This window comes from Echinicola sp. 20G (assembly GCF_015533855.1).
Lineage (GTDB): Bacteria > Bacteroidota > Bacteroidia > Cytophagales > Cyclobacteriaceae > Echinicola.
Map to the genome: position 1 here is coordinate 1,485,038 of NZ_AP024154.1, position 12,951 is coordinate 1,497,988.

Consider the following 12,951-nt stretch of genomic DNA (forward strand, 5'->3'; position numbering starts at 1 on the left):
ATACATCAAAAACCTTGCTTGAAAAATTTAAACCGCTTGACCTTCAAAGTAAAAATAGAAGGATAATACTGCCTCAACGGCTTTTTTTATAGCAATATTAATCGGGAACTGCTGTTCTGCCATGTGGAAGTCAATGGCAGATAGGCGAGTATAATAATCTGAGCTTCCTGGGATCTCCAGCCCATTTTGGATAGCGTGAGTCACCATTTGGAATTGCTGTTGTTTCTGTTCTTTGATGGTTTTACAAGTAATCAACTCCTTCTTGCCCTCTCTATTTCTTCGAGAGGAATTTCCAAATAATCGACAGATCAGCCCTCGATGGTTGTATTGGGTGCAATGACCAGCTGCGCCATCTGCACTTAGCAGTTTGAGAACGACACAATAGCTGTCTTCTGTAGTGGTTTCCAGTTGATCAAGCAATGCTTCAGCTTGTCCTTTTTGATACAGGTCAAAGGCTAGTGGCAAAAACTCCAAGACTGTTGCGGGAACTTTGGGGTTGGCACAACATTTTCCACAGCCGGAGAGGCAGGTTAGTTGACTTTGTGCAAGATAATCTTGTACTTCCATGTCGAGGTCGTTGAATATTTCATTGACTTTCAGTGACTTCTCTTTAAGATTCATATATGTTGATAAAAAGCCCACGAAAGTACTCCAATGGCCGAGAATTTGCAATAAAAATTAATCAGGGGAACTGTTTTTCTTCGTAAATAATTATTAAAAAACCTTTATTTCCTTTTAAGGTTGAAACAAGTAAATTAGTCAACTGAAAGTAAACACTTTTGGTATAAGCGTAACGATAGCTTTTTAAACAAAAATAAGATGAGTGAAGAACCGGAAAAAACAGAATTGACAGAAGAAGATAGGATCCGAAGGGCCTTTAAAGAAAAGGATTGGAGTGAAATAAAAAGTGCCAACTCGTGGGTGATCTTTAAGGTCATGTCAGAGTTTGTGGAAGGCTTTGAAAAATTAGCAAAAATAGGTCCTTGCGTATCTATTTTTGGCTCAGCCAGAACACCTCAAGACAACAAATACTATAAGATTGCGGAAGAAATAGCTGCAAAATTGGTTCGCCACGGTTACGGAGTGATTACTGGTGGAGGACCAGGCATCATGGAAGCAGGCAATAAGGGAGCTCATTCGGAAAAAGGAAAGTCTGTAGGACTCAACATTCAGTTGCCTTTTGAACAATTCAATAACATTTACATCGATCAAGACAAGCTGATCACTTTTGATTATTTCTTTGTGAGGAAGGTCATGTTTGTCAAATATGCCCAGGGTTTTATTGTACTTCCTGGCGGTTTTGGAACCATGGATGAGCTGTTCGAGGCGATCACTTTGATCCAAACCAAGAAGACAGGAAAGTTTCCAATTATTTTGGTTGGGAAGGAGTTTTGGGAAGGATTGATCGATTGGGTAAAAACAGTGATGTTGGACAAGCATAAAAACATCAGTCCAGAAGACATGGATTTATTTTCGGTGGTCGATACAGCCACTGAAGCGGTCAAGGTGATTGACGATTTTTACAGCAAGTACTTATTATCTCCAAATTTCTGATTTTGCGTAACCTTCACATTTACATATTGTACGGTCTTGTGGCCGTACTTTTCGGATTGGTGTTTTATTATAAGAATGATTCCCCAAAAGTAACATCCTCTGAAAATGAGCATTGGCTTCCTTTAAAAAGGGAATCAACCCAAATAGGAGCGCCAAAGCAGGTGGCAAGGGTAAAATTGTTTGATATTCCAAACAAAATGGAATTTGCAGGAGAACCTGTTCCTTTAAATGAAAGTGATATCAAAGAGCGTTTTGAGCGGGAAATCTATGTCAATGTGTATTGGGAATCCAACATGTTGCTCATGATGAAAAGGGCCAATAAGTACCTTCCCATGATTGAAAGGGTGTTGGCTGAAAACCGTATCCCTGATGATTTCAAATACCTTGCTATGATAGAGTCGGGCTTGATGAATGTCGTTTCTCCAGCTGGGGCAAGAGGCTTTTGGCAGTTTATGGAAGGGACAGCTAAAGACTATGGCCTGGAAGTTAATAAGGAAGTTGATGAGCGCTATCATTATGAGAAATCAACCATAGCGGCTTGTAAATACCTGCAAAAATCATATGCCAAATTTGGTAAATGGACAAGCGTGGCAGCGAGCTACAACATCGGCCAAGCAGGCCTAAGCAGGAGGATGAATGACCAGCAGCAACCTGATTATTATGACTTGCTACTGAATGAGGAAACCAGCAGGTACATGTTCCGGATTTTGGCTTTTAAGGAAGTGTTTGAGCATCCGAGCAAATATGGCTTTGAGCTGACCAATGATGACCTGTATCATCAGCCCGAATTGAAGACGCTGGTTGTCAAAAATACTATTCCGGACTTGGCCGAATGGGCCATTAAAAATGGCACTACGTATAAAGTGTTGAAAACCTACAATCCATGGATGAGAAAGACCAAATTGACCATCCGCCGTGGCAATCAATATGAAATCCAACTTCCAATTGACTAAATATAATTTGAACAATTATTAGGATTTATTGATTATATTGGAGATGGTCTACTCCAACTCTATGAAAAACAAGAAGCTAATTATTTTTCTCGGGTCCTTATTGTTTCTTATCCTATTTGTTTTGAAAGGAGTTCCTTTGTTGGTTAACCTTTATCTCAATAGCCATGCGGACGAAATAGTCAGTGATCTGATTACCAGAACCAACGATTTTAGCGGCCATAAAGTAAAGTTTGGAAAGATCCACCTCAATTATGACTACCGTGGTACATATTTAGAGCTGGATTCTGTTGCGATCTTTCCCGATGAAACGGCCGATAACAATAGGGTAAAGATTGATCTTTTAGCCGAGAGAATCCTGCTTTCAGGCTTTTTGTGGAAGAGCTTATTGTTGGATAATGCCATTGTGTTGGATTCTGCGGAGTTGAGAAAGGTGACGATCCACAGCATGTCTCCTTCGTTGGATTCTTTAAACCTTAATAGTAAGGAGGAAATCAAACGGAAGAAAGGAAAAGATTATACTTCCATTCAGGTAAACCATATTGATTTAGATGATTTGTCCATCGAAAACAGGGATATTGGCAATGATTCATCCAGACTTGAAATAGCTGGGCTGAGTGTCACGGCCAACGATTTTACCCTAACCAGCGAAGATTTGGAAGATCCAAAGGCACTTTTTGATGTGGAAATGATAGCGGGAAAGATCAAACATGCATCAATTCACTTTAATGAATACCGGAATGAAATCATCACCAAAAATTTGACCTTCAGCAAAGAAAAGCGGAGCTTATCCATTGATAGTATTCGTTTGGATAATAAGTGGGGCAAGTACAAGTACGTCAATGATTTTCGCTTAGAAACAGATTGGGTAGAGTTAGAAAAGGGCAGCTTGGAATTGGTTAATATGAATTATGATGCCTATTTCCGAGACGGGATTATAGAAGCTGAAAAGCTGCTGGCAAAGGATATTAAGATTGCTGTTTTCCGCGATAAAAGGAAGGCTGATAATACCCAAAAGCGGCCGAAAATGATTCATAAAATCATTGGTGGGATTCCGAAGGATTTACATGTGGATATGATCAAGATGGAAAATGGCTATGTGTCCTATGAAGAAAGACCAGATAATGAGGCTCCCATAGCGGGGCAAATCTACTTTGATCAAATTGACGCCGAAATCATCAATATTACCAATATTCCGAAAATGCTGGATATGCACAGTGAGCTCAACCTAAAGGCCAATGCAAGGATAATGGGCAAGGGAAATGTGGACCTGAACGTGACTTACTTTTTACAGGACAGCACAGGAGGATTTACTATGAACGGACATGTCAAGAACTTGGATCTTACAGCGATCAATCCGATGCTAAGACCAGCCACCCAAGTAGAGGTGAGAAGTGGGGTGATAGACGATTTGTCATTTGACATCAAAGGAAATGACATTGAAGGCACTGGGGATTTAATCATGAAGTACCATAATTTGGCGATAGATATTCGTGGAAAGTCCTATGGGAAGGGACAAAATGTCTTTCAGAAAATAGGTTCTTTTCTGACCAATAAGTTGGTGATCCGCTCAGAAAACCCCAACAAAAAGGGAGAATTGAAGACTGGGGATATCTATTTTAAGCGTGACCAGAGTAAGTTTATCTTTAACTATTGGTGGAAAATGATCCTAAGCGGAATGCGGTCTACCTTGACAGGGGAAGATGAGGCCAAAATGAGAGAAAGGGCAGAAAAGAAGGATTAACTTTTTGACCAGGTAAACTTATTGAGGTTTATAGCGGTTAAAAAAAGATGGCAAGGGTATTTTCCATTAAATATCCATATTTTTGTCAAATTGTAAACGCTAAAAAGGACTGATCCTTTCATGACGAAAACAGTAGCAGCAGTAGAAGAAAAGATTGAGATTTATGGTGCCAGAGAGCATAATCTCAAAAACATAGATTTATCCATCCCCCGAAACAAATTAGTGGTGATCACAGGGCTCAGCGGAAGTGGCAAGAGTTCCTTGGCTTTTGATACCATTTATGCAGAAGGACAGCGTAGGTATATGGAGAGTTTCTCCGCTTATGCAAGGTCTTTTTTGGGAGGCATGGAGCGTCCAGATGTGGATAAGATCAATGGGCTTTCGCCTGTGATTTCCATTGAGCAGAAGACGACCAGCAAAAATCCTAGATCTACGGTAGGGACTGTCACGGAGATTTATGACTTTATGCGTTTGCTATACGCAAGGTCTGGTGAAGCGTATTCATACCTTTCTGGCAAGAAGATGATCCGACAAACGGAAGATCAGATTATTGATCAGATATTGGAGCATTTTGGAGGAAAGAAACTTTATATCTTGGCTCCAGTGGTCAAAGGGCGTAAAGGGCATTACAGAGAGCTGTTTGAGCAAATCCGAAAGATGGGATTTTCTAAAGTCCGAGTGGATGGTGTGGTGATGGAGATGGTGCCCAAAATGCAAGTGGACCGTTACAAAATCCATGATATTGAAATCGTAATTGACAGGATCATTGCTGAGGAAGATGATCGATATAGGATTACCCAATCTCTTAAGACCGCCTTGCAACACGGGAAAGGCGTGATTATGCTAAGGGATGAGGATGGCAATATCCATCACTTTTCCAAATACCTGATGGACCCAACTACCGGCTTGTCCTATGATGAGCCCGCTCCAAATACTTTTTCTTTCAACAGTCCTTATGGAGCTTGCCCAACATGTAATGGCTTGGGGAATATCGAAGAAATCACTAAGGAGAATATCATCCCAGATCCTAATTTAAGTATTTCCCGAGGTGGAATAGCGCCCTTGGGAGAGTACCGTGATATTTGGATTTTCAAAAAGATTGAGGCCATTTTAAAGCATTTCAAATCCAGCCTGTCCACCCCTATAAAAGACTTGGACGAGGGTGTGTTGGACGTTCTTTTGTATGGAGATAAAATGGAAGTGGAGGTAGACTCTGTCAAATATCCGGGAACCAAATGGAATACGACCTTTGAGGGAATCGTAAACTTTCTTCAAAAGCAACAAGAAGGTGGTTCTGAGAAGATCCAAAAGTGGGTAAGTGACTTTACCAGCACAAAGGTTTGCCCAGATTGTGAGGGTTACAGGCTGAAGAAAGAAGCGCTACACTTTCTAGTGGCGGGCAAGCACATTGGAGAGTTGGCCATGATGGATATCATGCAGCTAGGGGATTGGTTTGATAAAATTGATGATAAACTTACCGAAAAGCAGAAAATCATTGGCACAGAAGTGCTGAAGGAAATCAGGAAGCGAATAGGTTTTCTTTTGGATATTGGCCTTGATTACTTGTCCTTAAACAGGCCTTTAAGAACGCTTTCAGGTGGCGAAGCACAAAGGATTAGGCTGGCCACGCAGATTGGGACCCAGTTGGTGGGTGTATTGTACATCCTTGATGAACCTAGCATTGGGCTTCATCAAAGAGACAATGTCAAGCTCATCAAAGCTTTACAGGATTTGCGGGATTTGGGTAATTCTGTATTGGTGGTAGAGCATGACAAGGACATGATGCTTGATGCGGATTTTGTGGTGGACATTGGCCCCGGTGCAGGTAGGCATGGCGGGCAGATTGTAGCCCAAGGCAATCCTCAAGAGTTTCTAAAACAGAATAGTTTAACCGCTCAATATTTGAATGGCGACGAGGCAATTTCTGTTCCTCAAGAAAGAAGAAAAGGAAATGGAAAGACTCTAAAGCTCACCCAGGCACAAGGCAATAATTTGAAAAATGTTGACCTGGAATTGCCTTTGGGAAGCGTGATCTGTGTCACGGGTGTGTCTGGAAGTGGAAAGAGTTCCTTGATCCATGAAACTTTGTTCCCACTGCTCAACCAACATTTCTATCGTTCGCGTAAAGAGCCTTTGGCTTATAAGAGTATTGAAGGGTTGGAGTATTTGGATAAAGTTATTGAAGTGGACCAGTCTCCTATTGGCAGGACGCCAAGATCGAATCCAGCTACTTACACCGGCGTATTTACGGATATTCGGGCTTTGTTTACAGAACTTCCTGAAGCCAAAATCCGAGGCTATAAACCAGGGAGGTTCAGTTTCAATGTCAAAGGTGGACGTTGTGAAGATTGTGAGGGGGCTGGGATGAAATTGATAGAGATGGACTTCTTACCGGACGTCCATATTCCTTGTGAAACTTGTAAAGGCAAACGCTATAACAGAGAAACGCTGGAGGTGAGATTTAAAGGCAAATCCATTTCTGATGTTTTGGATATGACAGTAGAGCAAGCGGTAGAGTTTTTCGAAAAGCAACCTAAGATCCTCAGAAAAATTCAAACCCTAAATGACGTGGGCTTGGGTTATATTACCTTGGGACAGCATGCCACCACTCTTTCAGGTGGTGAAGCACAAAGGGTGAAATTAGCTACGGAATTATCCAAAAAGGATACCGGAAAGACCTTTTACATTCTTGATGAACCTACAACCGGCTTGCACTTTAAAGATATTGAACATCTTCTTGAAGTTTTGAACAGGTTAGTGGACAAGGGAAATACAGTTTTGATCATTGAGCATAATCTAGATGTGATCAAAGTGGCTGACCATATCATAGATCTTGGACCGGAAGGAGGAAATAAAGGTGGGGAGATTGTGGTTCAAGGTACACCCGAAGTGGTGGCGGAACATCCATCTAGCTATACAGCTAAATTCCTTAAAATGGAGCTTTAGGTCTTCTAGGCAAAGTATGCCCCTTTTAGCCAATACCTGACCCATTGATAAAAAATACCTATGCACATTCGAAGACTTCCTTATATTTGGGGAGGAATGGATAGGAGTAGATTATATTGGATATTACAGTTTTTGGGTTGGTCAAGCTTTGCTGTGATCAACCTATTTTTTGTTTCACTGATTAGGGGAATTACCTCTGTGCAAATTGGTGCATACTTGTCACTTGGAGCTTTTTATTTTTTATCCACGCACTATTTCAGGCATATTATCAAATCCAAAGGCTGGTTTGATTTTAATATTTCAAAACTCTTAATCAATGCCCTTATAGCACTTTTGGCATTGAGCTTTGCCAATGTGATAGCTACCATTTTGATCAACTGGATTTTTGGAATATTGAGGGTTCAAGAAGATTTGAAGCCAATCGTGTTATTGGTGAATATGTTCATTAGCTTTCTGTATTATACGCTGTGGGCCATGATGTATTTTTTGTACCATTTTTTGGAGAACTACAATACTACCTTAAAATACCAGGCAAAGATCAATGAAATCAAATTAAACCAATTAAGAAGTCAGCTTAATCCACATTTCATTTTTAATGCGTTAAATAGTGTAAGGGCGCTGGTAGATGAAAATCCTCCAAAATCCAAGGAGGCCATTACGCAGTTGAGCAATATCCTGCGTTATTCATTGATCATGGATAAGAAAAGAACGATTGATTTCAGTGATGAAATAAAAATCGTAAAGGATTATCTGGATTTGGAAACTATTCGTTTTGAGGAACGATTGAGCGTTACTTATGAAATTGAAGAGCAAGCTTACTATTATAAAATTCCCCCAATGATGCTTCAGACCATTGTTGAAAATGCCATCAAACATGGGATTTCAAACCGGATGAAAGGGGGACTGATCCACATTAAATGTACTATTGGACTTGCAGATGACCTGTATATTTCCGTAAAAAATAGTGGTCAACTCAAGGGAAGTGCGGGCCGGAAAAATGATGGTTCGGGACATGGGATTTCCAATACAATTCAGCGACTTAAGCTGATTTATGGAAATAAGGCCAATTTTAAGATGAAAAATTTCGACTCGGAGTTTGTAGTGACCGAAATAAAAATTCCGAAACATTATACTAAATTAGATTAACCATAAAATCAATATAGCATGCGTGCACTAGTAATAGACGATGAAAGACTGGCCAGAAAAGAACTGATCAATTTACTAAAAGACATCGAGGAGGTGGAAGTTGTAGGTGAAGCGATCAATGTCGATGATGCCAAAGAGAAGATTTCAAGTTTAAATCCAGATGTCATTTTCCTGGATATCCAAATGCCAGAAAAGACGGGTTTTGACCTGCTGGCAGAAATGGAAGCAGTGCCCAACGTTATCTTCACCACAGCATATGATGAATTTGCGCTGAAGGCTTTTGAGGTGAATGCGCTTGATTATTTGCTAAAGCCCATAGAACCAGAGAGATTATCAGAAGCTGTTGTTAAGTTAAGCAGTAAACTGAATAGCAGCAGTGCTTCATCTACTAAAAATGAGGAAAAAATTACCCAAGATGATGACAAAAAGTTATCTTTGGAAGATCAGGTTTTTGTGAAAGATGGTGATCGATGCTGGTTTGTAAGGTTGGAAAATGTGCGTTTATTTGAATCAGACGGCAATTACATAAAAGTGTATTTTGATAACAATAAACCGATGATTCACAAATCTCTTAATGCTTTGGATGAAAGATTGGATGAAAAGTCCTTTTTTAGGGCCAGCAGAAAGCATATAATTAATTTAAGTTGGGTAGAGGGGATTGAGCCATGGTTCAATGGTGGTTTAGTAGTCACTTTAAAGGGCGGTGATCGAATAGAAGTGAGCCGAAGGCAAGCAGCAAGATTTAAGGATATGATGAGTTTGTGATGTTTGTAATATAAAAAAATGCAGTTCTTAAATTGTATTTCTGGATTAATATTCTCATTTTCAATGAACAAAGTATTTTTCCTTTAATCGTGGACTGTAATTAGTAGATGTATAAAATTTTAGACTTCACCAATAACATTTAAGGAACCACACCAAAATATGAAAGACGAAAGAATTTTAGTTGTAGAGGATGATCCGGATATTGCGGAAAACATTGAAGAAATCCTCGAACTTTTAGGTTACGTAAATATTGACATAGCTAATTCTGCCAACCAAGCGATCAAGGTCATCAAGAAGTATAGACCTGATTTGGTTTTTATGGATATCAAGCTTAAAGGTGATAAAGATGGGATTGAACTGGGAGAAATCATCCAGCAAATGGTGGATGCTCCCATTGTTTACGTTACTTCCTATAGTGACCCAACCATTATCGAAAGGGCCAAGAGAATTCATCCAGCTGGTTTTATTGTAAAGCCATTTAACACCAATGATATACATGCTATTGTAGAGATCGTACTTTATAATAGGAGGACACAAGCGGCTAACGCCGAGGCACCAAAAGCTAATGCAGAAAGCCCTTATTTGGTTACGGATGCTGTTTACATCAAATCTGACAATGCGTATGAGCGTGTAGATTATGAAGATGTTTATTATGTAGAGGCAAATGGAAATATGGTGTCTATTTTTACCAAAAACAAAACTTATACGATCCGTAAATCCATGAAGGATATGGAGGAAAAATTACCTTCCAACTTATTCCTAAGGGTTCAAAAATCCTACATTGTCCAGCTGGCTCAAATCCAGAGTTTCAGCACCAAGGAAATCACTTTGAAAAGTGGTGCCATAGTACAAGTGGGAAGACAGTATTACAACAGTTTCCTAGCGAAATTGAATACTATTACTGAGAGTTAAATTAGAAATCACCAAAGTCAAAGGCCTTCATGAAAATGAAGGCCTTTTTTAGTTTATAATGCTTTTTCTGGTTATAAAAGCTCATTGGCTAGGTTGGCTAACTCTGACCTTTCTCCTTTTTCAAGTTTAATATGAGCATAAAGCGGATGATCCTTAACCCGGTCAATGAGATAGGAAAGCCCGTTACTTTGACTGTCCAGGTAAGGTGTGTCAATTTGATGCACATCGCCTGTAAAAACAATTTTAGTATTCTCTCCTGCCCTACTGATAATGGTCTTGATTTCATGAGGGGTCAAGTTCTGCGCTTCATCCACAATGAAGAAAATATTGGAAAGCGATCGACCACGGATATAGGCCAATGGTTGGATCACCAATTTCTCCTGATTGACCATTTCTGTAATTTTCTGGAACTCCTTGTCTGACTCTTTAAATTGGTTTTGTATAAACTTAAGGTTGTCCCATAGAGGCTCCATATAGGGGTTCAGTTTGGACTTGATGTCTCCGGGTAAGTACCCAATATCTTTGTTGCTCAAAGGAACAATTGGACGAGCCAAGAAGATTTGTTTATAGTCTCTTCTCTGTTCCAGTGCCCCTGCAAGAGCCAAAAGGGTTTTCCCTGTACCTGCCACACCTTGCACAGATACTAACTTGATATTAGGATTGGTAATGGCATGCAAGGCGAAAGTTTGCTCTGCATTTTTTGGCTTGATATTATAGGCCAATTTTTTGTCTACCCGCTCTACAGTATTGTTTTCGCCATTGTAAAAGGACAACACCGAGTTCTTATCACTTTTGAGGATGTAGTAGGTATTGGCCTTCCGTTTTCTGGTGCCTAGCACTTTTTTCGCTTCTACAGTATGGGAATCATATAGTTCGTTAATGACATCAGGATCTATGCCTTCAAGGACATCCTTGCCAGTATTTTCCAACTCGGTGATGTTCTTGATTTTACCAGTTTCATAGTCTTCAGCCTGAATATTTAGGGATTTTGCCTTTAAGCGAAGATTGATGTCCTTACTGACCAAAATCACTTTGCGGCCATTTTCACCATTTTTTAGGTTCAAGGCTGCATTGAGAATTTTATGGTCGTTTTTTTCTTCTCCAAAAACCTTGTTGGCATCTTCGTCGGAACTTTCAGAGGAAGTCATCATCACTTTGAAATTCCCTTTGGTTTTTCCATTGAGCGGGGTCCATTCGTGAATCATTCTATCCTTGGACAGCTTATCCAACAATCTGATAAACTCTCTCGCCTCGAAGTTTTTGGAATCGTTGCCCTTTTTAAACTGATCTAATTCTTCCAAAACAGTAATGGGGATCACCACATCGTGTTCTGCAAAATTCATGATTGAATTGTGGGCGTAAAGTATGACCGAAGTGTCTAAAACGAAGATTTTTCGGTCATTTTCGTTTTTCTTAGCTCTTGGCATAGGCGAAAAAGGTTAGTGATTAATAGTCTCTAATAAGATAGATAATAATCTCTGTGAATACCATTTTTTTGGATAAAATAAAGAAGCGATTTGCGGGGCAATCTGTAAGCTTCTGTAGTCCAGTGAGATAAAAAATAATATAAACGAAAAAATAAAAAAGCAGCCCTTAAACCCTTTTTGGAGGTTCAGAGCTGCTTGAAAATATTATTTGATGCCAATTAACTTTTGCTGATCAGCTCTCCCTCAAGATCCATTAGGAAGCTGTCCAACACACCTTGTCTTACATGGTGCATTACTACAATCTTATACCATTTAGCGCCGTATTCATAACTGTCAGCTACCAAGTTGTACTTAGTGGCAATACGTTCAGAAATGTACTCTGCCTTCATGGTAATAATATTCAGGTGAGGGTTCCTAAAATACTCCACTCCCATTCTGTCCAGCTTGGTGCAGATTCTTTCAGTACGGTCACATAGAGAGGCCATTTTATATTTCCAACCTTCTGATCCATGGATTTTGAGGATCATCCACATGGATACTGCGTTGGCTCCAGAGCGGCTTCCGCTTAGCGTATAGTCCTTTCCTGGGATATATTGGGCTTCCTCAGTGCAAACATGGTGGATATAGCCTTTTCTGATCAAGAATAAGCCTGTACCATATGGTGTTTGCAACATTTTGTGACCATCACTTGTAATGGAGGTGATGTATGGATTCTTAAATGTGTACGGGCTGTTTTCATCCGTAAATGGATAGATGAATCCACCATATGCGGCATCCACGTGGATTCTAAACGGTACATTGGCAGCGGTAAAGAAATCACCCAATCTGTCCACGTCGTCTACTGAACCAAACATGGTGGTAGAGAGATTGGCCACTACAATAAAATACTTATATCCAACTTCTTTGGCAGCATTGATCTTTGTTTCCAAGGATTCTTCAGTGATCTGCCTTGTCTCATTGTCCACGTCCAGGATGATGCTGTGCAAGTTGAGCAGGTTAGCTCCCTTTGGCATGGAGTAGTGTGAGTCACTACTATAGACCACAGCAATCTCATCAGTCTTGGCACCGAATTCGTCCCTGAAGAAGTTTCTGTATACCCACATGGCCTGAATATTGGCTTCTGTACCTCCGGTGGCTACATAGCCATCCTGTTGGCCTTCTTCTCCATCAAAGATCTGTTCGGCAACCAGTTTGATCAGGTCTCTTTCTATCTTTTGAGTACCTGCAAAAATTTCCAAAACAGACTTATCACTTAAGGTATGGATGCCGATATGGTTTGGGTTTTGCACCATAACAGACATAAAGGGAGCGTCTTTCAAGAAAGGAGCATCGTGATAGAATTCGGTAGTATCCAAATAGGTTCCAGGTACTCCAAGTGCAGGATATTCTCCCCTGTAATCATGGTTTTCACTCAATGCGCCAAATATTGCTTTTTTTACTTCTTCGTGAGATAATTTCTTCCAGTACATAATGATAGAATTTTATAGCTGTATCAGCCTGCATCAAA

10 protein-coding genes are annotated in these 12,951 nt (G+C 40.1%); 7 read left to right on the forward strand and 3 right to left on the reverse strand.

The features are described 5' to 3' along the window. Nucleotides 1-27: 27 nt before the first annotated feature. A complete protein-coding gene (locus JL001_RS06605) occupies nucleotides 28-621 on the reverse strand; it encodes a YkgJ family cysteine cluster protein (RefSeq protein WP_200975339.1) in 594 nt (197 codons plus the stop codon). 198 nt (nucleotides 622-819) lie between these two features. On the opposite strand from JL001_RS06605, the gene JL001_RS06610 reads away from it, so the two are divergent. From JL001_RS06610 to JL001_RS06640, 7 genes are all read left to right on the forward strand, one after another. Continuing rightward, on the forward strand, nucleotides 820-1,554 hold the full coding sequence (locus JL001_RS06610) for a TIGR00730 family Rossman fold protein (protein ID WP_200975340.1): 735 nt from the start codon (nucleotides 820-822) through the stop codon (nucleotides 1,552-1,554). A 2-nt stretch (nucleotides 1,555-1,556) separates the two neighbouring features. Then, nucleotides 1,557-2,507 carry a lytic transglycosylase domain-containing protein gene (locus JL001_RS06615; protein WP_200975341.1) on the forward strand — a complete coding sequence of 317 codons (951 nt, stop codon included), beginning with the start codon at nucleotides 1,557-1,559 and terminating at the stop codon, nucleotides 2,505-2,507. Between the two features lie 61 nt (nucleotides 2,508-2,568). After that, on the forward strand, nucleotides 2,569-4,248 hold the full coding sequence (locus JL001_RS06620; protein ID WP_200975342.1) for a DUF748 domain-containing protein: 1,680 nt from the start codon (nucleotides 2,569-2,571) through the stop codon (nucleotides 4,246-4,248). Between the two features lie 120 nt (nucleotides 4,249-4,368). Next, nucleotides 4,369-7,194, forward strand: a complete 2,826-nt coding sequence (gene uvrA / locus JL001_RS06625; RefSeq protein WP_200975343.1) for an excinuclease ABC subunit UvrA — start codon at nucleotides 4,369-4,371, stop codon at nucleotides 7,192-7,194. A 96-nt stretch (nucleotides 7,195-7,290) separates the two neighbouring features. After that, nucleotides 7,291-8,340, forward strand: a complete 1,050-nt coding sequence (locus tag JL001_RS06630) for a sensor histidine kinase (RefSeq protein WP_192012017.1) — start codon at nucleotides 7,291-7,293, stop codon at nucleotides 8,338-8,340. 18 nt (nucleotides 8,341-8,358) lie between these two features. Further along, nucleotides 8,359-9,105: a LytTR family DNA-binding domain-containing protein gene (locus JL001_RS06635; protein WP_200975344.1), complete on the forward strand. Its 747-nt coding sequence runs from the start codon at nucleotides 8,359-8,361 to the stop codon at nucleotides 9,103-9,105. Nucleotides 9,106-9,264: 159 nt separating this feature from the next. After that, nucleotides 9,265-10,017, forward strand: coding sequence for a LytTR family DNA-binding domain-containing protein (locus JL001_RS06640; protein ID WP_200975345.1), 753 nt, complete (start codon nucleotides 9,265-9,267; stop codon nucleotides 10,015-10,017). 71 nt (nucleotides 10,018-10,088) lie between these two features. Here JL001_RS06640 and JL001_RS06645 read toward each other — a convergent pair whose 3' ends face one another. After that, nucleotides 10,089-11,444: a PhoH family protein gene (locus tag JL001_RS06645; RefSeq protein WP_200975346.1), complete on the reverse strand. Its 1,356-nt coding sequence runs from the start codon at nucleotides 11,442-11,444 to the stop codon at nucleotides 10,089-10,091. 218 nt (nucleotides 11,445-11,662) lie between these two features. Further along, nucleotides 11,663-12,913 carry a pyridoxal-dependent decarboxylase gene (locus JL001_RS06650; protein WP_200975347.1) on the reverse strand — a complete coding sequence of 417 codons (1,251 nt, stop codon included), beginning with the start codon at nucleotides 12,911-12,913 and terminating at the stop codon, nucleotides 11,663-11,665. Between the last annotated feature and the right edge of the window lie 38 nt (nucleotides 12,914-12,951).